Here is a 23188-nt window from a genome sequence, read left to right on the forward strand (position 1 = left end):
GCGCACGCCGGCGACGTACGCGGCCGGCGATGTCCGCCGCTGCGCCGCCTCACACGTGATCGCGCCAGGAGTGCTGCGGGTCGAATCCGAGCACGCGCCGTGCCCGCTCGATCGAGAGCAGCGTCTCGTTCGGCGCCACGTCCCGCGTCACGGGCACGTCGGGGAACACCTCGGCGATGAGCTCGGCGTTCGGGCGGGACATCACCGTGTCTGCGGCCGCGATGATGAACCGGTCGAAGCCGGGAGCGGCGACCTCAAGCGCACGCTGCACGGCCTGCGCCCCGTCGCGGGCGTCGATGTAGCCCCACAGGTTCCACTTGCGCAGCAGCGCATCGCCGTCGAAGGCGGGGAAGGCGGCGTAGTCCTCCGGGACCATCACGTTCGAGAACCGCAGTGCGGTGATCGAGACATCCGGGTGCCAGCGCACGAGCTCCGTCGCCAACTGCTCCTCGAGCGTCTTCACGAGCGAGTACACCGATTCGGGGCGGGCCGGATAGTCCTCGTCGACGGGGATGTACGGCGGCGGCACATCGAACGGCAGGCCCAGCACGGTCTCGCTGGACGCGTAGACGATCCGCCGGATGCCGAGCCGCACCGCCGCCCAGAAGACGTTGAACGTCGCCGGCATGTTGTTGTGGAACGTGGCGACGTCGCTGCGGATGCCCGGCGCGGGGATCGCGCCCAGATGGACGACCGCGTCGATCCCGTCGTGCCGATCGCCGACCGCGGTGAACGCGTCGACGACCTGCCCGTAGTCGGTGAGATCGACCTGGACGAAATCGGGGCCTCTGTCGCCCGCGACATCCATCCCGATGACGTCGTATCCGTTCGCGCGCAGTTCCCGTGCGACGACGCGGCCGAGTTTGCCGGATGATCCGGTGAGTGCGATGCGCATGCGTCCAGAGTGCCACGACCCGACCACCCGTGGCGACGGCTCTAGACTCATCGCGATGAGCGAGACGAGATCCGACGGCACCCGCACGATCGGCGTGCGGGAGGTCGCCGCGCTCGCCGGGGTCTCCCGGCAGACCGTCTCCCGTGTGCTCAACGACCACCCCGAGGTCGCCGCAGGCACCCGCGAACGTGTGCTCGCCGCCATGGACGAGCTCGGGTATCGGATGAACAACGCCGCCAGAGCGCTGGGCACGCGACGCACGCGCACGCTCGGCATCCTGGCCTCCGACGCGCTGCAGTACGGACCGTCTCGGAGCATCGCGGCGATCGAGTCCAGCGCCCGAGAGGCCGGGTACTGGGTGAGCGCGGCCTTCGCGGATGCCGCGGACGACGCGGCCGTCGCCTCGGCCGTCGATCACCTGATCGCGCAGGGGGTCGAGGGAATCGTCGTCGTCGCGCCGCACGCCAGGACGCTCGTCGCACTCGATGTCTCGCGCATCGGCATCCCCGTCGTCACACTGCATTCGGCCGGACGCGGCGCCCGAGGCCTCTCGGTCGATCACGCCGCCGGTGCACGGCTCGCCGTCGCCGCGCTGGCGGATGCCGGTCACACCCGCATCGCGCACCTGGCCGGGCCGGCCGACTGGCTCGAGGCCGAATCGCGGGTGGAGGGATTCCAGGCCGAACTCGCCGACCGCGGACTGCCGGCGGGCCCCGTCCTCATCGGCGACTGGACGGCGCGCTCCGGGTACGACGCGGCCGACGGCATTCGCGCCACCGGTGCCACGGCGGTCTTCGCGGCGAACGATCAGATGGCGCTGGGCCTGCTCACCGGACTGCGTGAGGCGGGGCAGGACGTCCCCGGCGACGTCAGCGTCGTCGGCTTCGACGACATCCCCGACTCGGCGTACTACTGGCCGCCGCTCACGACGGTGCGCCAGGACTTCGGCGAACTCGCCCGCCGTGCGGTGGCGACTCTGATCTCCGGGGCGGATGCCGCGGCATCCGATCTCGCGCCCGTCGCCCCGGTCCTCGTGCCGCGCGCATCCATCGCGCCCCCGCGACCTTGACGACGCCCCGTCGCCATGGGACACTACTGTGACCGGTCACAGTGATCGACGAATCCGCCGCATGATGAGGTATCCGTGAGCAACGAAGCCCCTGTCTTCGCCCCTGAGATCGAAGCCGCCATTCAGACCGTCCGCGAGGACGTCGCCCGACTGCACGGGGAACTGGTCCGGTACGAGCTGATCGTGTGGACGGGAGGAAACGTCTCCGGCCGGGTCCCCGGCGCCGACCTGTTCGTGATCAAGCCGTCCGGCGTCAGCTATGACGACCTCACGGCCGACAACATGATCCTGTGCGACCTCGACGGCAACGTCATCCCGGGTACCGCGGGCAGCGACCGGAGCCCGTCCAGCGACACCGCCGCACACGCCTACGTCTACCGCCACATGCCCGACGTCGGCGGCGTGGTCCACACGCATTCGACGTTCGCCGTCGCGTGGGCCGCCCGCGGCGAGGAGATCCCCTGCGTCATCACGGCGATGGCGGACGAATTCGGCGGGCCCATCCCGATCGGCCCGTTCGCGATCATCGGCGACGACTCGATCGGCCGGGGTATCGTGCAGACCCTCACCGGACACCGCTCGCGCGCCGTCCTCATGCAGAACCACGGTCCGTTCACGATCGGGGTCGACGCGAAGGACGCCGTCAAGGCCGCCGTCATGGTCGAAGACGTCGCCCGCACGGTGCACTACGCCCGCGAAGCAGGTCCCCTGATCCCGATCCCGCAAGAAGCGATCGACAGCCTCTTCAACCGGTACCAGAACGTGTACGGCCAGAACTCGGACGCCCGCCGATGAGCGCGCGCGACGATCTCCTCGCGGGTCGCACGAGCCTCGGAATCGAGTTCGGCTCGACCCGCATCAAGGCGTGCCTGATCGGCTCCGACGCCACAGAGGTCCTCGCGACCGGCTCGTTCTCGTGGGAGAACCGGCTCGAGGACGGCCTCTGGACCTACGCGATCGACGAGGTGTGGCAGGGCCTGCAGAGCGCGTTCGCCGACCTCGTCGCCGACGCGCACGACCGGTACGGCGTGAAGCCCGCGACGTTCGGCGCCATCGGCATCTCGGCCATGATGCACGGCTACCTCGCGTTCGACGAAGCGGGCGACCTGCTCGTCCCGTTCCGCACCTGGCGCAACACCAACACGGGTGTCGCGGCGGCCGAGCTGACCGAACTGCTGGGTGTGAACATCCCGCTGCGCTGGTCGATCGCGCACCTGCACCAGGCCGTCGTGGATGCGGAGGCGCACGTCCCGCAGCTCGACTTCGTCACGACCCTCGCCGGCTACGTGCACTGGAAGCTCACCGGTGAACGAGTCCTGGGCGTCGGCGACGCCTCAGGCATGTTCCCGATCGACTCGGCGACCCGCGACTACGACGCGCGGATGATCGCGGCCTACGACGAGCGCGCCGCCGACCGGCTTCCCGCTCCGGTGACGAAACTGCTCCCCGCCGTGCTTCCCGCCGGTGCCGCCGCAGGCACGCTGACGGCAGAGGGCGCTGCACTGCTGGATCCCACCGGCGCGCTGCAGTCCGGCATCCCGCTGTGTCCGCCCGAGGGCGACGCCGGCACCGGAATGGTCGCGACGAACTCGGTCGCCCCTCGGACGGGCAACGTCTCAGCCGGAACGAGCATCTTCGCGATGGTCGTGCTCGAGCACCCGCTCGCCGAGGTCCACCACGAACTGGACCTCGTCACCACCCCCGCCGGCGATGCCGTCGCCATGGTGCACTGCAACAACGGCGCCAGCGAGCTGGCCGCCTGGGCAGGGCTCTTCACGCGCTTCTCCGCGGCAGCAGGGCAGCCGCTCGACGACGATGCCGTCTTCGAGGCGCTCTTCCGCGAGGCGCTCGAGGGCGAAGCGGATGCCGGCGGCCTGATCGCCTACAACCACCTCGCCGGTGAGCCGATCGCGGGTCTCACCGAGGGGCGGCCGCTGTTCGTCCGCACCCCGGACAGCGCCTTCACACTGGCGAACTTCATGCGTGCGCAGCTGTACGGCGTGTTCGGCACGCTTGCGCTGGGGATGCAGGTGCTCTCCGCCGAGGGCGTCGGACTCGACCGCATGTTCGCGCACGGCGGCATGTTCCGCACCGCAGGCGTCGCCCAGCGCTTCCTCGCCGGAGCGCTCGACGCGCCGGTGGCGGTCGGCGAGCTCGCGAGCGAGGGCGGTGCGTGGGGCATCGCGGTGCTCGCGTCATACCTCGCGCACGCGCAGGACGCCGACCTCGGCACGTTCCTCGAGGAGCAGGTGTTCGCCTCGGCATCCCTCTCCACAGCAGACCCGGACCCGGCGGACGTCGCCGGCTTCACGACCTACCTCGACCGCTACCGGGCGGGCCTGGCCATCGAGGCCGCCGCCACCGAGAACCTCTGAAGGATTCTGAAATGCCCACGCTCACCACTTCCCTCGACGGCTACGAGGTCTGGTTCCTGACCGGCAGCCAGCACCTGTACGGACCCGAGACGCTCGCGCAGGTCGCCGAGCAGTCCCAGCAGATCGCTTCGCTTCTGGATGCCGCGGGCGACGTCCCCGTGAAGATCGTCTGGAAGCCGGTCCTGACCGACTCGGCGGCGATCAAGAAGGCCGCCCTCGAGGCCAACGCCGACGACAGGGTCATCGGTCTCGTCGCCTGGATGCACACGTTCAGCCCGGCCAAGATGTGGATCGCCGGCCTCGACGCGCTGCAGAAGCCGCTCGCGCACCTGCACACGCAGGCCAACGTCGAGCTGCCGTGGGCCGACATCGACTTCGACTTCATGAACCTGAACCAGGCCGCGCACGGCGACCGCGAGTTCGGCTACATCCAGACGCGCCTCGGCGTCCCGCGCAAGACGATCGTCGGCCACGCGTCCGACCCCCGCGTCCAGCAGGAGCTGGGCACGTGGCAGCGCGCCGCGGCCGGCCTCGCCGCCGCCCGCTCGCTCAAGCTCGCCCGATTCGGCGACAACATGCGCTTCGTCGCCGTCACGGAGGGCGACAAGACCGAAGCCGAGCTGCGCTTCGGCGTGCAGGTCAACACATGGGGCGTGAACGAGCTGGCCGAGGCGGTCGCCGCGGCATCCGAGTCCGACATCGACGCGCTGGTCGCCGAGTACGAGGAGCTCTACGAGGTCGTCCCCGAGCTGCGCAAGGGCGGCGAGCGCCACCAGTCGCTGCGCGACGGCGCGGCGATCGAGATCGGCCTGCGGTCCTTCCTGGAGGAGGGCGGCTTCGGCGCCTTCACCACGTCGTTCGAGGACCTGGGCGAGCTCAAGCAGCTGCCCGGTCTCGCGGTCCAGCGCCTCATGGCCGAGGGCTACGGCTTCGGTGCAGAAGGCGACTGGAAGACCGCCGTCCTGGTCCGCATCGCGAACGTCATGGGTGCCGACCTCCCCGGTGGTGCGAGCCTCATGGAGGACTACACCTACGACATGACCCCGGGCGACGAACTCATCCTCGGTGCGCACATGCTCGAGGTCTCGCCGTCGCTGACCACGGCCAAGCCGACGCTCGAGATCCACCCACTGGGCATCGGCGGCAAGGACGACCCGGTCCGCCTCGTCTTCACCGCGGATGCCGGACCCGCCGTCGTCGTCGCCATGAGCGACATGCGCGACCGGTTCCGCCTCACCGCGAATGTCGTCGAGAACGTCGAGCCCCGGGCCTCGCTGCCCAAGCTCCCGGTCGGCCGCGCCGTCTGGAAGCCGGCACCCGACTTCACCACCTCGGCTGCCGCGTGGCTGACCGCCGGCGCCGCGCACCACACCGTGATGTCGACCGCTGTGGGACTGGAGGCGTTCCGCGACTTCGCCGAGATGGCCGAGGTCGAACTGCTCGTCATCGACGAGGACACCACGCTGGTCGAGTTCCAGAAGCAGGTCCGCTGGAACCAGGCCTACTATCGTCTCGCGCAGGGGCTGTGACCATGGGCAGCTCCTCGCGCTCCGGTGAGCAGTTCACGATCGCCGCGCACGGCTACCAGGCCGCCATCGCGAGCGTCGGCGCCTCGCTGCGCGCGCTCGCGTTCGACGGCCGCGACCTCGTCGTGCCGTTCGAGGCGGACGAGGTCCGCCCCGGCTACCGCGGCACGACCCTGGCACCGTGGCCGAACCGCATCGTGGACGGCCGCTACTCGTTCGCGGGTGTCGAGCACCAGCTCGCGCTCACCGAGCCGGGCAGGGGACAGGCGCTGCACGGCCTGCTGTCGTGGACGGACTTCCTGCCCCGCGCGGTCGAGGCCGACCGGGTGGTGCTGTTCGCGGTCATCTCGCCGCAGGACGGGTATCCGTTCCGCGTCGAGGTGGAGACCGAGTACCGACTCGACGCCGACGGTCTGCAGCAGACGGTCACGGCCCGCAATCTGGGTGCGGATGCCGCCCCTTGGGGCACCGGACCGCACCCGTACCTCGTGGCCGGTTCCGGTCGCGTGGACGACTGGGCGCTCAGCCTCCCGGCATCCGAGGTCCTCACCGTGACGCCCGATCGGCTGAGCCCCGTCGCCGTCGAGCCGATCACGGCCCATCCGGAGTGGGACTTCCGGTCGGCTCACGCGATCGGCGACGTGTTCATCGACCACGCGTTCACCTCCCTGTCGTACGCGGAGGGCGTCACCGAGGTGCGTGTCACCGTGGCCGACGGGACCGGGGTCGCGATGCGCTGGGACGAGCGCTGCCCATGGGTGCAGGTGCACACCGCCGACACCGGCATCGAGGCGACCCACCGGATCGGTCTCGCGGTCGAGCCGATGACCTGCCCTCCCGATGCGTTCAACTCCGGTGTCGACCTTGTCGTGCTGGAACCGGGCGCATCGCACGCGGCATCCTGGCGGATCGCCGCACTGTGACCGTGTCGGGACCGCCGATGGGGTGGAACAGCTGGGACTGCTACGGCACCACTGTCACCGAGGCCGAAGTCATCGCCAACGCCGAGTTCATGGCCGAGCACCTGCTGCGCTTCGGCTGGGACACGATCGTCGTCGACATCGACTGGGCCGACCCCACCGCGCGCTCGCACGGCTACAACGCCGACGCCCCGCTGCACCTGGATGCGTACGGCCGCCTGATCCCCGACCCCGACCGCTTCCCGAGTTCGGCTGGCGGGGCAGGATTCGGCCCGCTCGCCGCCCGCGTGCACGAACTCGGCCTGCGCTTCGGCATCCACACGATGCGTGGCATCCCGCGGCGGGCGGTCGCGCAGAATCTGCCGATCCTCGGCACGGATGCGAAGGCATCCGACGTCGCCGACGCGACCAACGCGTGCGAGTGGAACCCGGACATGCTGGGGCTCGACCACACCGACCCGGCGGCGCAGGCGTACTACGACTCGACGCTGGCGCTGTACGCCGAGTGGGGTGTCGACTTCATCAAGGCCGACGACATGCTCTGGCCGTACCAGGCGGCGGATGTCGAGGCGTACGCTGCGGCGATCAGGACGTCCGGTCGCGACATCGTGCTGAGCCTGTCGCCGGGGCGCGATCTGTCGCTCGAGCGTCTGGATCATCTCCGAGGGCACGCCGACATGTGGCGGATCTGCGACGACCTGTGGGATCAGTGGGTGGACGTCGAGGCGAACTTCGCCCGGTTCGCGCGGTGGGCGCCGTTCGCAGGAGCCGAGGGCTGGCCGGACGGCGACATGCTGCCGCTCGGCCGGATCGGTATCCGCGCCGAACGCGGTGAGCCCCGCGACGACCGGCTCACGCCCGACGAACGGGTCACCCTGCTGACGCTGTGGATCATCGCCCGGTCGCCGCTCATGATCGGCGGCGATCTGCCTTCCTCCGACCCGGCGACGATCGCGCTGTTCCAGAACGCGGACGTGCTCGCGGTTCTGCAGCGTTCCACGCGCAACCGAGAGGTGTTCCGCGAGGGCGCGCTGGTGCTCTGGGCCGCCGACGGTGAAGACGGCGAGCGCTACGCCGCCGCGTTCAACCTCGGGTCCCAGCCGATGGATGCCGTGCTGGATGCCGGTGACATCGGGTTCCCGGCATCCGGCGTCGCCACCGAACTGTGGACCGGCCGCGAAGTCCCGCTCGAGCCGGTCGCGGTGCAGAGCGCTGCCGCGCGCGGCGTCGCGCCGGGGAGTGCGGCCGTGCGGGTCGCGCTTCCGCCGCACGGCGCCGCCCTGCTGCGCATCTGACCCACGGCTCGGCCGGTCCCACCGCATCGGCAGGCCTCGCAGAGCTGCGGGGCTTGCCGTGCGGGGCACGAGACTGATTGGATGTGTGTTGACGTCAACTGTTAACGTCAACACACCCGTTCGACGGGTGCTTCGATCCACAAAGGAGTGCGAATGACGAAGTCGACCCGTGCCGTGCTGGTGGCCTGTGCTGCCGCGGTGCTGACCGTGGCGACGGTGGCGCCGGCGCACGCCGCCGTACCGACCGGAGATCCGGTGACGTACGACGCGTATCCGGCGATCCAGGACCCTGGGGCCAGCGCCCCCGGCTACTTCCAGCCGTACTGGCTCGACGACAACGGGGCACACATCCAGGCGCACGGTGGTGCCGTGGTGTCCGCGCAGGAGCTCGGCGTCGAGGGCGGGGAAGTCGTGACCGGCCAGGAAGAGGGCCGTACCGTCTACTACTGGTACGGCGAGGACCGCAGCAACGGCTACTTCGGCAGTCCTGGCGTGCACGCGTACAAGTCCTACGACACCCTCAACTGGACCGACGAGGGCATCGTGCTGCGCTCGGTCTCCGACGCAGCCGAGTTCGAGACCGAGTACTTCGACGCCCTGTACGACACGGTCGACGAAGCCGGTCAGCCGCGTGCGGATCGTATCGCGGAGCTGAACTACCACCTCAACACGAACGATGCCGCCGAGTACACGACGATCTTCGAACGCCCGAAGGTGCTCTACAACCAGAGCACCGACAAGTGGGTGCTCTGGTGGCATTCGGATGGACAGACCACGCCGGGCGGCAGCATGTACGCACGCTCGATGGCGGGCGTCGCCGTCTCCGACAGCCCGACCGGTCCATTCCGGATGACGGGCGTCTACCGGATGCCGAACCGCACCGACTACAAGGCCTGCATCTCGGCGGCCGTCCCCGGGCAGGCGCGTGACATGACGGTGTTCCAGGATGACGACGGCATCGCGTACATCGTGTACTCCTCGGAGGAGAACCGCTCGCTCTACATCGCTGAGCTCGACGCGGAGTACACGAATGTCACTCACACGACCGGCACCGACATGGTCGGCGCCGGCCAGTTCTCCGAGGACGGGCGCTTCCCGTACGTCTTCGCGGACGGCACCGCCGAGGCGCCGGTGCGCGGCGAGGACTTCCAGATCGTCAAGGAGTGCGGCATGCTCGAGGCGCCCGCGCTGTTCCAGCACGGCGGGAAATACTACGCGGCCGCGTCCGGCGCAACCGGTTGGGCGCCGAACCCGCAGACCTATCACACGGCCGACAGCATCCTCGGCACCTGGATCCGGGGCGTCGAGAGCGGGGACGCGTTCGAGAACGTCGCCTACAACGCCATCCCCGAGGGCGGTGACGGTCTGCTGTCCGTCGGCGATACGCGTCGGACGACCTTCGGCTCCCAGGGCACGAACGTGCTCGACCTGGGCGGCGGACGCTTCGTGTACATGGGCGACCGCTGGAACTCCGGCGCCGCGGATTCCACGTACGTCTGGCTGCCGATCACGATCGGTGAGAACGGCCGCGCCGAGATGCGCAACCCCGCGGTCGAGGATCCGGCCCGCTGGGCCGAGGGCTGGGATGCGACCTATTGGGATGACAAGGGACTCGGCGAGGAGATCTGGAGCGTTGTCGACGACCGGCTTCCGGAGAAGGTCGAACCAGGCCAGGACTTCGCCGATGCCCTACCGGCCACGGTTCCGGTCGCCGTCGGCGACACGACCGTCGAGACGGCCGTGATCTGGAGCGCCACCTCGTTCGCCGAGCGCGGCATCCAGACGATCACCGGCACGCTGGCAGCCGATGCCCGGTTCACGGAGGGGCGCACTTTCGCGCGCACGATCGAAGTGGGCACGCAGGGCATCGTCAACCTCGCGCCGGAATCGGCGGTCGCGGCATCCAGTCGTGCCGACCTCGCCCCGCGCGTCATCGACGGCAACGTGAAGGGCAAGGGATGGGATGACTGGGTCGGCGGCGGAGCCTACCCGCGCTCGAGCTGGCTGTCGTTCTCCTGGCCGCTCGCGCAGGACGTCGACGAGGTGGTGGTGCACACGTACAAGGACGGCGCGGGCGCCACGTGGCCGTCGAACATCGACGCCGAGTATCTCGACGCGACAGGCACGTGGGTCCCGACGGACGTGGGCGTCGACATCGCACAGGATGCCTCGGCATCCGCTCCCGTGGCGACTCTGGACGTCTCTGACATCCCGCAGACGAGCGGCGTCCGCCTGCAGCTGCGGACCGCGACGAGCACATGGCAGTCCATCTCGGAGGTGCAGATCTGGGGCGCGGACGGCGTCGAGGACATCTGCACCGCCGAAGGGACGACCGTGTCGGCGAGCTTCCACCAGACCGAGTGGGAGACGATGCCGGCGCAGAACGCGTGCGACGGCAAGGCGTCGACCTCCTGGTCGACATGGACGGGCGCGACCATGAAGGCCTCCGCCACGTTCACTGTGGAGCCGACCGAGGCGCACATCGTGGACCGGGTCGGGTTCACGAACGTCGAGGGTTCGCTCACGAGCGTGGGCATCGAGTACCGAGACGCTCACGGCGGCTGGCACCCGACGACGGCGCAGGCGATCGCGCCGAGTGCGAACGGCAAGCCGACGACGATCGCCTTCGACGCCGTGCTCGCGTCCGCCGTTCGGCTGACCTTCACGACTCCTGGTTCGTACGTGAAGATCCCGGTGCTCGCGGTCGGGAAGGTGTCGTCCGAGGTCGTTCCCGCGGTCGCGACGCGCTGCGTCGGCGGCAGAGCGCAGGTGGTCTCGAGCGTGCACAACAGCGGCGAGGAGGCCACGGATGCGGTCGTCGAGACGCCGTTCGGACGCCGTGTCATCGAAGCCGTCGCGCCCGGTGCGGACGGTCAGGCTGTGGCCGCGACGAAGAAGGCGAACATCGATGCAGGCGAGATCACGGTCACGGCCGGGGACGCGTCGGTGACACTCGGGTACTCGGCCACGACCTGTCGGTGACGAGGCGCACCCCGCGAGACTTCCTCTGCGGCGCGAGACTTGCCTGCGCAAGCCACGTGTCACCGCGCGGAGGAAGTCTCGCGGGCGCATAGCAGGGCCAGGCGGGGCGTCACGCGCGCACCGACGGGTATGGTTCAGGACATGAGCAGTACCACCGGGCGCGTGACGATCGCAGACATCGCCGCCCGCGCCGGCGTCTCCATCGGGGCCGTCTCGTTCGCGCTCAACGGCCGCAAGGGCGTGTCCGCCGAGACCCGTGAGCGCATCCTCGCCGTCGCGGACGAACTCGGCTGGGCACCCGCGAGTGCGGCACGTTCGCTCGCGGGCGCCAAGACGGCGACGTTCGGGCTCGTGCTCGCCCGCGATCCGCGCAACCTGGGCGTCGAGACGTTCTACATGCAGTTCCTCGCGGGCATCGAGAGCGAGCTGTCGCTGCGCAATCACGGTCTGCTCCTGCAGGTCGTCCCCGACATCCACAGCGAACTCGAGACCCTTCGGGGGTGGCACAAGGCCCGCCGTGTCGATGGCGTGATCGTCACGGACATACGCGTCGACGATCCGCGCATCGCCTACCTCGCTCAGACGCCCGACCTCCCCGCCGTCGTCGTCGGCGACCCGAGCGTCGCCGTCGATCTGATGACCGTCGGGACGGACGACGCGACAGCCGTCAGGGCGGCCGTCCGCCATCTGGTCGATCTCGGACACCGGCGCATCACGCGCGTCGCGGGCATGGCTGAGCTGATGCACACGCGTCTGCGCGACGTCGCCTTCCACGACGAGGCGCGGCGGCAGGGTGTCGAGGGGCACGTGCTCTACACCGATTTCACCCCGGCCCAGGGCGTCGAGGCGACGCGGTCGGCGTTGAGCGGACCAGATTCCCCGACCGCGATCATCTACGACAACGATGTGATGGCCGTCGCGGCACTCGGCGTGGCGGCGCAACTCGGCATCCGCGTGCCGGAGGATCTGTCGATCGTGGCCTGGGACGACTCGGTGCTGTGTCAGCACTCCTATCCCCGGTTGACCTCCTTGAGTCACGACGTGGTGAACTTCGGTGCGCACGTGGCCCGTCGGCTGTTCGACGTGGTCGGCGGGGCGACGCCGGAGACCGATCTCGATTCCACGCCCGTGCTCCGGCTCCGCGAGTCCACTGGGCCGGCTCGGCGCTGACGGGTCCGTCGCCGCTGCCCGGCGGCGGGGGTGGTGAACGCGCCTTCTCGAGTCATCGATCACTAAAGCGCTTTACATCTTCTCCGGTCTGTCCTACGCTGACATCCACATCCGGCGAAGAGATCCGCGCGATCCGTTGGCCGGCTGCCACGACATCAAGGGAGATTTCACATGGCATCACGCAGGGCAATGACCGGCATTGTCGTCGTCGCGACGACCACAGCACTCCTGCTCACCTCGTGCGCGAGCGGCAGCGGTGGCGGTGGCGACGCGGACAACGCGATCGACGGCGAGGTGAAGGGCGACATCAAGGTCGTCACCTGGCGCACGGACCTCGTCGAGGACGGGACCCTCGAGGCATACGCCGAGGAGTTCAACAAGGAGTACCCCGATGTGAAGGTCACGTTCGAGGGGATCACCGACTACGCCGGCGAGATGCTCACCCGCATGAGCACCAGCAACTACGGCGACGTCATCGGCATCCCGGCGATCCAGCCCGACCAGTACGAGCAGTTCCTCGAGCCGCTGGGCGAGACTGCGGACTTCGAGGACACATACCGCTTCCTCCCTGCAGCGAGCTACGAGGGCACGCAGTACGGCATCGCCTTCGGCGGCAACGCGAACGGCGTCGTCTACAACAAGAAGATCTTCGAGGCCGCCGGCGTCACCGAGCTGCCGACGAGCGAGTCCGAATGGCTCGATGCGCTGCAGAAGGTCAAGGACTCGACCGAAGCCATCCCCATGTACACGAACTACAAGGACGGCTGGACCCTGACGCAGAGCTTCGGCAACCTCGGCGCCATCACGGATGACGCCGATGCCCCGATCACTCTCGCCGAGGACCCGGCGCCCTGGACCGAGGGCACCGACATCTACGCGATCGACGGTCTGCTGTACGAGACCGTCGCTGCCGGCCTCACCGAGGCCGACCCGCTCACCACCAACTGGGAGCAGTCCAAGGTCGACCTCGGCACCGGCAAGATCGCCACGATGCCGCTCGGCTCCTGGGCCATCTCGCAGATCAAGCAGGCGGCTGAGGACAACGGCGCCTCCGCGGATGACATCGGCTTCATGGCCTTCCCCGCCAACGTCGACGGCACGCAACTGGCCGTGATCGGCGGCGACTACAACCTCGCCGTCAGCAAGCACTCCAAGGCCAAGGCCGCCGCATGGGCGTGGATCCAGTGGGTGGTGGCCGACTCGGGCTACACCGAGACGCAGGGGATGGTCTCACCGCTGAAGGATGCAGCACTTCCCGACTCCCTCACCGACTTCGAGGCGGCCGGTGTCGAACTGATGGAGATCAACGCGGCGCCCGCCGGCAAGGAAGGTCTTCTGAACGAAGTCTCCAGCGACTCGCAGATCGACCTCTACGGTCCGATCTACCGGCAGAAGCTCATCGACGTCGCCCGCGGTGCTGCCGACGGTGACAAGGAGAGCTACTTCGCCGAGCTGAACGAGCGTTGGGGCGCATCGGTCGAGAAGCTCGCGGGTTGAGGCAGAGGGCGGCAGAGATATGGCCATCGCAACACCGGGTGCGGCACCCGTGGACAGTACTGCCGCCCTCTCCACCGTCACGCGGAAGGGCCGGTTCGGCGCAGTGCGCCGCCGAACCGACCCGACCCGCGGCGGGGTCGCGGGCAAGGGGCCGCTCCAGAAGCTCACCCCCTGGCTCTTCCTCGCCGGAGCCGTCGGACTCCTCCTGCTGTTCACGTACTGGCCCGCATTGAACCTCTTCTACTTCAGCGTCACGGACTGGGACGGCATCGACCTCGAGAAGAATCTCGTCGGGCTGGACAACTACATCGAGGTGTTCACCGATCCGCGCATCTTCTCGGTGTTCGGGGTCAGCCTGTATTACTTCGCGGCCTCGTTCGCGCAGATGGCGATCGCGCTGTACTTCGCCACGATCCTGAGCTTCTCGACGCGGTTCTCGAGCCTTTTCCGCGGCATCCTGTTCTTCCCCTACCTGATCAACGGCGTCGCGATCGGCTTCGTCTTCCTCTATCTGTTCCAGCCGGGTGGCACGCTCGACACCGTACTGAGCTGGTTCGGCGTGGTCGACCCTCCGCAGTGGCTCGGCGACCCCGACATCGTCAACTGGTCGCTCTCGGGCACCTCGGTGTGGCGCTACACGGGGATGAATTTCGTGCTGTTCCTCGGCGCCATCCAGTCGATCCCGCACGAGTTGTACGAGGCGGCCGACCTGGACGGCGCGAGCCGCTGGCAGCAGTTCTGGGCGATCATCTTCCCCGGCATCCGACGCGTGATCGGCCTGTCGTTCATCCTGGCGATCTCCGGCAGCCTCGCCGTCTTCGAGATCCCGTTCATCATGACCGGCGGTGCGAACGGCTCCGCCACCTTCGTGATCCAGACCCTGCAGACCGCGTTCACGTTCCGCAATGTCGGGCTCGCCTCCGCGATGGCGGTGGTGCTGCTGGCGATCGTCCTGGTCGTCACCTGGATCCAGCGCAAGGTGTTCCCCGACGAGAAGGTCGACCTGACATGACCACCACGACCGAGCCGCTGCGCACCATGCCGGTGCGCACGACGCCTCCGAAGACCATCCGCGGGCGCTCCCCTTTCGAGCGGTTCAAGGGTGTCAGCGCCACGACCGCGAAGTACGCGAGCCTGGTGATCGCAGCGATCGTCACCCTCCTCCCGCTGTCCGTGCTGCTGTTCGCGAGCATGAAGACCGCGCCGGAGTACGCGCAGACCGGGCCGTTCGATCCACCGGCGAACTGGCTGAACTTCGAGAACTTCGCCACGGCCTTCACGAGCGGCAAGATGCTCGAGGGCTTCGTCAACACCGCCATCGTTCTCGTCGTCTCCCTGGTCGGCACGATCCTGCTGGGAACCATGGCCGCCTATGCGCTGGACCGATTCGAGTTCCGCGGCAAGAAGGTCGTGTTCGCACTGTTCCTCGTCGCCACCCTCATCCCGAGCGTCACGAGCCAGGTCGCGACCTTCCAGCTCATCAACGGTCTCGGGCTCTACGACACCAAGGCCGCGCTGATCCTGCTGTTCATGGGCACCGACATCATCGCGATCTACCTCTTCATCCAGTTCATGCAGTCGATACCCGTGTCGCTCGACGAGGCGGCCATGATCGACGGCGCGAACCGCTGGACGATCTACTGGCGCATCGTGCTGCCGCTGCTGAAACCCGCGATCGCCACGGTCGTCATCATCAAGGGCATTGCGGTGTACAACGAGTTCTACACGCCTTTCCTCTATCTGCCGTCCGAAGGGCTGATCTCCACGTCGCTGTTCCGGTTCAAAGGACCGTTCGGTGCGCAGTGGGAGGTCATCGCCGCCGGAACGGTGCTCGTCATCATCCCCACCCTCATCGCCTTCCTCCTGCTTCAGCGCTGGATCTACAAGGGCCTCACCTCAGGAGCCGTCAAGTGACACTCACCCCCGTCCGCACCCCGCTGCACTCCGGCTGGACCGTCCGCGCCGCGCACGGACCAGCACCCGAGCACCTCGACGGAAGGCAGATCCCTGCGACCGTCCCTGGTGTCGTGCACACGGACCTGCTGTCGGCGGGGCTGATTCCGGATCCGTACCTCGACGACAACGAATCGCTGCTGTCGTGGATCGGGCTGGTGGACTGGACGTACGAGACGACGTTCGAGTGGCGAGCCGACGGCCATGCCAGACACGACCTGGTGTTCGAGGGCCTCGACACGGTGGCCACGGTACGGCTGAACGGGCACACGGTGCTCAGCGCGGCCAACCAGCACCGGTCGTACCGGGTCGATGTACGAGGCGCGCTCCTCGACGGCGCGAACCGCCTCGAGGTCGCCTTCCGATCTCCCGTCCGTCACGCCGACGCGCTGAGTCAAGAGCTCGGCCCTCGGCCGCGCCCGTATCCGACGCCGTTCGAGGCGATCCGCAAGTCCGCCTGCAGCTTCGGCTGGGACTGGGGCATCGCCACCGCCACGAGCGGCATCTGGCGTCCGGTCGCGCTCGAGTCCTGGTCGGTCGCTCGCATCTCGGAGGTGCGGGTCGCCGCCGATCGGGCCGAGTCGGGCGGACGGCTGTCCGCCCGCGTGCTCGTCGAGCGAGCGGATGCCGCGGACACCGCCCCGTTGACCCTCGACGTCGATGTCGTCGGTCAGTCCGTGTCGGCCGAGGTCGCCGGCGACAGCACGGATGTCGTGATCGACGTTCCGGACGCCGAGCCGTGGTGGCCGATCGGCTACGGCCAGCAGGCGCTGTACACGGCATCCTTCGCGCTGTCGGACGCCGAGGGCGAGCGCGACCGCGCCGAGCGCCGGGTCGGCTTCCGCTCCGTACGCTGGGATACCGAGACGGATGCCGACGGCACCCCGTTCACGCTCGTCGTCAACGATCAGCCGGTGTACGTCAAGGGCGTGAACTGGATCCCGGACGACGCCCTGTTCACCCGCGTCGATCGTGCGCGCTATGAACGTCGTCTTCGCCAGGCCGCTGCGGCGAACCTCAACCTCGTACGGGTGTGGGGCGGTGGCATGTACGAATCCGAGGACTTCTACGAGCTGTGCGACGAGCTGGGTCTGCTGACCTGGCAGGACTTCCTGTTCGCATGCGCGGCGTATCCGGAGGAGGAGCCGATCCGCAGCGAGGTCGAGGCGGAGGCGCGCGAGCAGATCGTCCGTCTCGCAGCCCACCCGTCGCTCGTGCTGCTCACCGGCAACAACGAGAACCTCTGGGGGTACGAGGACTGGGGCTGGAAGCAGATGCTCGACGGCCGGACATGGGGGGCGTACTACTACTACGAGCTGTTCCCGCAGCTGGTCGACGAGCTCGCCGCTCACGTGCCGTACAGCCCTGGAAGCCCGTTCAGTCCGGGTGGGCAGCATCCCAACGCCGAACCGCACGGCACGATGCACCTGTGGGAGCACTGGAACCGGCAGGACTACCTCGCGTACCGCGATCATGAGCCGCGCTTCGTCGCGGAGTTCGGCTGGCAGGGGCCGCCCGCCTGGTCGACCATGACCCGATCCATCTCGGACGAGCCGTTGACGCCCGAATCGCCGGGCATGATCGTGCACCAGAAAGCCGCCGAGGGGAACGTGAAACTGACCCGTGGCCTTCTGCCGCACTTCCGCGTGCCCACGGACACCGACACGTGGCACTGGGCGATGCAGCTGAATCAGGCGCACGCGGTCGGGTTCGCTCTCGAGCACTTCCGCTCGCTCGCGCCGCACAACTCCGGCGCCGTGGTGTGGCAGCTCAACGACTGCTGGCCGGTGACGTCGTGGGCCGCCATCGACGGTGACGAGCGGCTGAAGCCGCTGTGGCACGCGCTCAAGAGGGCCTTCGCACCGCGGGTCGCCACGATCCAGCCGCGCGAGGCAGGGCTCAGCGTCGTCCTCGGCAACGACACCGGGGCCCCGTGGGCGGACGACCTCGTCATCCGTCGCGTGCGGTTCGACGGCACGGTGCTCGCCGAGCAGGCGGTGCAGGTGACGGCATCCGCTCGGGGAGGGGCGGGGGTCGTGATCGCGCCGGATGTGGCGACCGCGCAGGATGCCGCGGGCGAGCTGATCGTGGCGAGCACGGGGGATGCGCGTGCCTTCTGGTACTTCGCCGAGCCGCGGGATTCGCGACTGCCGGCTGCCGACGTCGCGGTCGAGACGGTCGCGGTGGACGGCGGCACCGAGGTGCGCGTGACGGCGAACAGTCTGGTGCGCGACCTGTCGCTGCTGCCGGACAAGGTCGACCCCGACGCCTACACGGAGGACGGCCTGATCACGCTGCTGCCGGGGGAGACCGCGACGCTGCTCGTGCGCCACACCGAGCCGATCGACACCGCGGCGCTCGCATCGCCTCGGGTGCTGCGCACCGCGAACGAGCTGGTCGTGCGATGACCGCGCCCGCGCCCGTGCACGCACTCGGGGGATACGTCGCCGGCATGACGTGGGGCTGGACGGGGATCCGAGGCACCTGGTCGGCGGAGGCGGCATCCGAGTCGATGGCCGCGATGGTGGATCACGGCGCGAACTGGACGGCGCTCGCCTACGCGGTCGAGCAGACCACGGCGCAGTCGACCGAGATGCCGTGGGATCAGGCGCCGACAGTCACGGAGGAGGAGATCGTCGGCGCCATCCGGCAGGCCAAGGCGCACGGGCTGAAGGTGTGCCTGAAGCCGGTGGTGAACGTGAGCGACGGCACGTGGCGGGCGTACATCGGGTTCTTCGACTGGGACGTGCCCGGCGAGCCGACCTGGACGCAGTGGTTCGCCGCGTACACGGAGTTCATCCTGCACGCGGCCCGGATCGCCGAGGCCGAGGGGTGCGAGATGCTCTGCATCGGCTGCGAGATGGTGCGTGCCGACGCGCGTGAGGACCAGTGGCGAGCGCTGATCGCCGCAGTGCGCGAGGTCTACAGCGGCATCGTCACCTACAACTGCGACAAGTATCAGGAGGATCACGTCACCTGGTGGGATGCCGTCGACGTGATCACCTCGAGCGGGTACTACCCGATCGACCGGTGGGATGCCGAGCTCGACCGCATCGAGCGGGTGGTCGAGGCATCCGGCAAGCCGTTCTTCTTCATGGAGGCCGGATGCCCTTCGCGCACGGGTTCGCCGGACAGGCCCAACGACTGGAGCCTGCCGGGGGAGCCGTCGGGTGAGGAGCAGCTGCGCTACTACCGTGCCATGTTCGCGGCGTGCGACGCCCGGCCGTGGATGCGCGGGTTCATGCTGTGGGACTGGCCGCCCGTGCTGTACTCCGAGTCGGACGCGAGTGCGAACGACGATTACTGTCCGTACGGCAAGCCGGCGGGGGATTTCCTGAAGCAGACCTACGTCCACCACCGTTCGAATCGCGATGTTGGTTCGAAATCGGCGTGATTCGAGCGAACAAAGCGATTCGAACGCGGAAGCCCCGCTCGGTACCGCGTTTCCGTGTTCGAGGTGAGGTTCTACGATGAACTCGTGACCGAGACACCGGAGAACCCGCCGCAGCCCACCCCGCCCCCCGCGCCGGAATCGTCCGGCGCCGCGGTACCGGGTGCGGGAAGCCACGCTTTCCAGCCGGTGACCTCGTCCGACCAGGTCGTGCCGGCGCACCCTGAGCAGGCCCGGCCCGAGGCCGCCTCGGCATCCGACCCCGCGCAGCCGGAGGTGGCCCAGGCGTACGCTGTTCCACCGTATGCCGCCCCCGCGCAGCCGTATCAGAGCGGCCAGCCGTATCCGGGCGCCGCCCACCCGGCCGCATCCTATGACCCGAATGCCCCAGCCTACGACCCGAACGCGCCAGAGGGCGTCCCGCCGTACGGCGGCTACCCCGGGGCGGCACCGGCCCCGAAGAAGTCTCTCTCCAAGGGGGCGCTGTTCGGCATCATCGGAGGTGCGGCCGCGGTCGTCCTCATCATCGCCGCTGCCATCATCGTTCCCGCGGTGCTGCGCGGGCCGGCCATCACGGCATCCGATGTCGTGGAGAGCTACCTGACCGCATTGGCCGACGGCGATGCCGAGGCGGCGCTCGAGTACGTCGATCCGTACGGGGAGGACACGCTGCTCACAGACGATGTCCTCGCGGCGTCGCTCGAACTGGGTGCGATCGACGATATCGAGGTGGCCGAGGTCGAAGAGAGCGATGACTACGAGACCCGCGTCCCCGTCACGTTCACGATCGGCGGCCAGGAGGTTTCGCGCGACTTCCAGGTGTACAACTACGGGACCGATGACGAATGGCAGATCGCCGACGGCCTGATCTCGCTGGCCGGTTTCTACGGCTTCGAGGGCCTCGGACTCACGGTGAACGGGTCTGAAGCGCCCGAGACGGCATACGTCTTCCCCGGTACCTACGAGCTCGCGGTCGGCGTCGAACAGTTCATGATCGAGGGCGACACCACGACGTTCGTGGTCGCCTCCGATGCGGATGCCGAGGTGCTGTGGGACCTGCGTCCGGTGCTCACCGAGGACGGCACCGCGCAGTTCCGCTCGCTGGTGCGCGCATCGGTCGAGGAGTGCATTGCGATGAAGACGCTCACGACCCCGTGCGGCCTGGATCTCACCGACATCGACCTGAACGGAGCCACGCCGATCGACGGCACGGTCACGCGCACGATCACCGCGGAGGGCCAGTCGACGCTCGACAGCCTGACCGCCGAGGTCGAGTCGGGTGCGATCGTCACGACCTACGACTCGGTCGACGTCGAGATGACTCTGGAGGGCGACCAGGGAGGCACGCGCGCCGAGTTCGAGGTGTGGTTCGGCGGCTATCTGAACTCTCCGAAGGTCGATTTCGCGGCGGAGGCGCCGGCCGTCGTCTGGGAGTGACCCGGATGCGACGAAGGGGTGGATGCCGCGGCGTCCACCCCTTCCGCGTCTCAGTCGAGCGCCTTCAGCAGAGCACGGGCGGCCGACGCGGACGACTGCGGGTTCTGACCGGTGATGATTCCGCCGTCGACGACGACGTGATCGCTCCACGGCTCGGCGGTCGCAAGTTCGGCGCCCTGCGCGCGCAGCGCTGATTCCAGCAGGAACGGGGCGCGGTCCGCCAGACCGCCCAGGCGCTCCTCCTCGTCCGTGAAGGCGGTGATGCGCCGTCCGGCGACGAACGGGGTTCCGTCGGCGACGCGTGCCGGAAGCAGTGCCGCGAGCCCGTGGCAGACCGCGGCCAGAGGGCGGCCGGCGTCGACCGTGGCGGCGATGAGCGCACCGGATGCGTCGTCGCCGGCGAGGTCCTGCATCGGCCCGTGACCACCGGGGTAGTGCACCGCGGCGTAGTCGGCGGCATTCACCTCGGCGAGCACGAGGGGCGCGTCGAGACCGGAGATCGCGGCGATGGCCGCGGCATCCCCATCCCGCAGGCTGCCGGGGTCGGCGACAGGTGCGACGCCGTTCGGGGTGGCGAAGACGACGTCGTGGCCTGCCTCGGTGAGCAGGTGGTACGGCGTGAGAAGCTCCTCCGCCCAGTAACCGGTCGGGTGCTCGGTACCGTCCGTGAGCGTCCAGGTGCGGGCGCCGGTGACGACGAAGAGGATGGTCGACATGCGTTCTCCTTGATTCGAGTTGGTTCGAGCGGCGGATGCCGCGGGCTGGCGATACTCGGATCAACGACGACACCGAACGAGCGATTCCGATACGTTCTCGATATGAGCGATCAGATTTCCGATGGTCTGGAGGGATTGCCCCTGTGGCGCAGTTTCCTCGCGGTGCACCGTTTCGGTTCGGTATCGGCGGCCGCCAGGGTGCTCGGGGTCGCCCAGCCGACCGTGAGCGCGCATCTGCAGACGCTGGAGCGGCTCGAAGGCGAGACGCTGTTCGTCCGCACGGCGAGGGGCATGCTTCCGACGGCACGGGCCGACCTGCTGGCGGGGCGACTCGGCGGGCCCTTCGACCGGCTCGCTGAGGTTCTCAGCGGTGAGGCGACGAGGCCCGTCGAGCACCGCATTCGGATCGGTGGCGCCGCCGAGTTCACGGCATCCGTCGTCATGCCCGCGCTGGCGCCGGCCATCGCCGGAGGGCTGCGGGTGCACGTCACGACCGGGCTCGCCGACGACCTGCTCGATGATGCCGGAGCGGGACGTCTCGATCTCGTGATCTCGTCCGTCCGGCCGCGCGGGCGCAGTCTTCCCGCGGTCGGTCTGATCGACGAGGAGTTCGCGCTGGTGGCATCGCCCGGTCTTCAGCTCGACCCGGCAGACGTCGCAGAGCGCGGACCCGACGCTCTGACCGCGCACCCGCTGCTCGCGTACGCGCACGATGTGCCCATCCTGCGCCGTTACTGGCGTCACACGTTCGGCATGCGGCTCGACCGCGAGCCCGCGCTCATCGCACCGGATCTGCGTGCGCTTGCGGCAGCGGCTGTCGCCGGCGCCGGGGTCACGGTGCTGCCGACCTACCTCATCCGCTCGGAACTCGCCGACGGCAGGCTGCGGATGCTGGTGGTCACCGATGATCCGCCCATCAACACGCTGTTCCTCGTCCGACGCCCCAGTGCGCCGGCCGCGGCATCCCGGATCGTCGAGGACGCGCTCCGCCAGGCGGTCGCCCGCCTGGACTGACTCAGCGGGCCAGCCAGCTCCGCAGCATCCGTGTCACCCAGGGCAGCACCCAGTACGTCATGACCGGGGTGAGCACGAGCGTGGTGATGAGTACCCGCAGCCAGATCGGCAGGTCGCCGAAACCCGGGACCGGCGTCATCAGGTACGTGAAGAGCAGATTCACCGGGAAGAATCCGAGCCAGATCGTGACGGCCTGCTTCCACCGCACCGGGGCGGGAGCATCGGGCTGCGCGTCGGCGGGAACCGGGATCGCCCCGGTCGCCGGCTCGTCGAACCAGCCCTCGATTCCGGTGCGCCGCTTCGAGCGTTCGCTCAGGACGAGGCCCTGACCCGTCGAATGCCACTCGGCGCGCTCCGCCGAGCTCTCCCATGCCTCCAGCGTCTCGGCGTTCGCGAAGCGGTAGAGCATGTACCAGACGTGCGAGTTCTCGCCGGCGCGGATCCACCCTGACCCGAGGAAACCGGGGTGCTTGTTCGCGAGATTCACCCCGGTCTGCACCCAGGCGGTCGCTTGGGAGATATGGGCAGGGTCGACTTCGCGGCGGATGGAGACGGTGATGGCTTCGCTGGACATGGGTGGCCCTCGGGAGAATCGGATGCTTGTGGCGCATTCGAGTGTAAACGGTCCCGCGTGCGAACTCGGCGGGAGAAGGGAGACCCCCGCCGACCCGATTCGGCGGGGGTCTCGCGCGGTATGGAAACCGCGAGCGGGAGCGATCGGCTCACCGCGGCGCGGAAAGTTCCTGACTACCCGTTCCGGTCTGATTCTTCCGCGCAAGAGCAGTTGTAATCGCCCGAGGTGTCCGAAAGGTGAACGCGGATCGAACTTCGCGTCCAGATGGTGGAAGCGCTTGCGAGATCGCCCGCTGCGCAACCATTCACTCCAGTCGTCGAGCGAAGTTTCTACTGGAAGCGCTTGCAGAAGTTCCGGCGGGACTGCTAGCTTCG

The 23188-nt window shown here is 68.8% G+C and carries 18 protein-coding genes; 15 read left to right on the forward strand and 3 right to left on the reverse strand.

Translation table 11 applies throughout. The annotated features are described in order from the left end of the window. Positions 1 to 49: 49 nt before the first annotated feature. Positions 50 to 895 (reverse strand): NAD-dependent epimerase/dehydratase family protein, encoded by an 846-nt coding sequence (locus ACFCYE_RS04255; protein ID WP_376176577.1) that lies wholly within the window; start codon positions 893 to 895, stop codon positions 50 to 52. 55 nt (positions 896 to 950) lie between these two features. On the opposite strand from ACFCYE_RS04255, the gene ACFCYE_RS04260 reads away from it, so the two are divergent. The 14 genes from ACFCYE_RS04260 (at position 951) to ACFCYE_RS04325 (ending at position 20510) form a co-directional block, all read left to right on the forward strand. Next, on the forward strand, positions 951 to 1964 hold the full coding sequence (locus tag ACFCYE_RS04260) for a LacI family DNA-binding transcriptional regulator (RefSeq protein WP_376176578.1): 1014 nt from the start codon (positions 951 to 953) through the stop codon (positions 1962 to 1964). A gap of 75 nt (positions 1965 to 2039) precedes the next feature. Beyond that, positions 2040 to 2759, forward strand: coding sequence for an L-ribulose-5-phosphate 4-epimerase (locus ACFCYE_RS04265; RefSeq protein ID WP_376176580.1), 720 nt, complete (start codon positions 2040 to 2042; stop codon positions 2757 to 2759). Further along, positions 2756 to 4339, forward strand: coding sequence for a xylulokinase (locus ACFCYE_RS04270; RefSeq protein ID WP_376176581.1), 1584 nt, complete (start codon positions 2756 to 2758; stop codon positions 4337 to 4339). The genes ACFCYE_RS04265 and ACFCYE_RS04270 overlap by 4 nt, the downstream gene beginning before the upstream one ends. An 11-nt stretch (positions 4340 to 4350) precedes the next feature. Next, positions 4351 to 5868 (forward strand): L-arabinose isomerase, encoded by a 1518-nt coding sequence (gene araA, locus ACFCYE_RS04275; RefSeq protein ID WP_376176583.1) that lies wholly within the window; start codon positions 4351 to 4353, stop codon positions 5866 to 5868. A 2-nt stretch (positions 5869 to 5870) separates the two neighbouring features. Continuing rightward, complete coding sequence (locus tag ACFCYE_RS04280) at positions 5871 to 6788, forward strand: aldose 1-epimerase family protein (RefSeq protein ID WP_376176585.1); 918 nt, start codon at positions 5871 to 5873, stop codon at positions 6786 to 6788. A gap of 17 nt (positions 6789 to 6805) precedes the next feature. Next, on the forward strand, positions 6806 to 8080 hold the full coding sequence (locus ACFCYE_RS04285) for an alpha-galactosidase (protein ID WP_376177134.1): 1275 nt from the start codon (positions 6806 to 6808) through the stop codon (positions 8078 to 8080). A gap of 153 nt (positions 8081 to 8233) precedes the next feature. Then, positions 8234 to 11062: a discoidin domain-containing protein gene (locus ACFCYE_RS04290; protein ID WP_376176587.1), complete on the forward strand. Its 2829-nt coding sequence runs from the start codon at positions 8234 to 8236 to the stop codon at positions 11060 to 11062. Positions 11063 to 11203: 141 nt separating this feature from the next. Continuing rightward, entirely contained in the window at positions 11204 to 12232 is a 1029-nt protein-coding gene (locus tag ACFCYE_RS04295; protein ID WP_376176589.1) for a LacI family DNA-binding transcriptional regulator, read from the forward strand. 171 nt (positions 12233 to 12403) lie between these two features. Continuing rightward, complete coding sequence (locus ACFCYE_RS04300) at positions 12404 to 13729, forward strand: ABC transporter substrate-binding protein (RefSeq protein WP_376176591.1); 1326 nt, start codon at positions 12404 to 12406, stop codon at positions 13727 to 13729. 19 nt (positions 13730 to 13748) lie between these two features. Further along, the gene (locus ACFCYE_RS04305) at positions 13749 to 14741 is read left to right on the forward strand and encodes a carbohydrate ABC transporter permease (protein ID WP_376176592.1); all 993 of its coding nucleotides are present in this window, start codon (positions 13749 to 13751) and stop codon (positions 14739 to 14741) included. Then, positions 14738 to 15643: a carbohydrate ABC transporter permease gene (locus tag ACFCYE_RS04310; RefSeq protein ID WP_376176594.1), complete on the forward strand. Its 906-nt coding sequence runs from the start codon at positions 14738 to 14740 to the stop codon at positions 15641 to 15643. The genes ACFCYE_RS04305 and ACFCYE_RS04310 overlap by 4 nt, the downstream gene beginning before the upstream one ends. Beyond that, positions 15640 to 18090, forward strand: a complete 2451-nt coding sequence (locus ACFCYE_RS04315) for a glycoside hydrolase family 2 protein (protein WP_376176595.1) — start codon at positions 15640 to 15642, stop codon at positions 18088 to 18090. Before ACFCYE_RS04310 ends, ACFCYE_RS04315 begins: the two co-directional genes overlap by 4 nt. Continuing rightward, on the forward strand, positions 18087 to 19076 hold the full coding sequence (locus ACFCYE_RS04320) for a 1,4-beta-xylanase (RefSeq protein WP_376176596.1): 990 nt from the start codon (positions 18087 to 18089) through the stop codon (positions 19074 to 19076). Before ACFCYE_RS04315 ends, ACFCYE_RS04320 begins: the two co-directional genes overlap by 4 nt. 84 nt (positions 19077 to 19160) lie before the next feature. Continuing rightward, the gene (locus ACFCYE_RS04325; RefSeq protein ID WP_376176597.1) at positions 19161 to 20510 is read left to right on the forward strand and encodes a hypothetical protein; all 1350 of its coding nucleotides are present in this window, start codon (positions 19161 to 19163) and stop codon (positions 20508 to 20510) included. 50 nt (positions 20511 to 20560) lie between these two features. Here the strand turns inward: ACFCYE_RS04325 and ACFCYE_RS04330 are convergent, their stop codons facing one another. Further along, positions 20561 to 21226 (reverse strand): type 1 glutamine amidotransferase domain-containing protein, encoded by a 666-nt coding sequence (locus ACFCYE_RS04330; RefSeq protein ID WP_376176599.1) that lies wholly within the window; start codon positions 21224 to 21226, stop codon positions 20561 to 20563. Positions 21227 to 21328: 102 nt separating this feature from the next. Between ACFCYE_RS04330 and ACFCYE_RS04335 the strand changes: the two genes are divergently transcribed. Further along, positions 21329 to 22240, forward strand: a complete 912-nt coding sequence (locus tag ACFCYE_RS04335; RefSeq protein ID WP_376176600.1) for a LysR family transcriptional regulator — start codon at positions 21329 to 21331, stop codon at positions 22238 to 22240. 1 nt (position 22241) lies between these two features. On the opposite strand, the gene ACFCYE_RS04340 is transcribed toward ACFCYE_RS04335, so the two are convergent. Continuing rightward, positions 22242 to 22814 (reverse strand): antibiotic biosynthesis monooxygenase, encoded by a 573-nt coding sequence (locus ACFCYE_RS04340; RefSeq protein ID WP_376176602.1) that lies wholly within the window; start codon positions 22812 to 22814, stop codon positions 22242 to 22244. Positions 22815 to 23188: the final 374 nt, after the last annotated feature.

The organism is Microbacterium sp. NPDC056234 (assembly GCF_042267585.1).
In the GTDB taxonomy this organism is placed as follows: domain Bacteria; phylum Actinomycetota; class Actinomycetes; order Actinomycetales; family Microbacteriaceae; genus Microbacterium.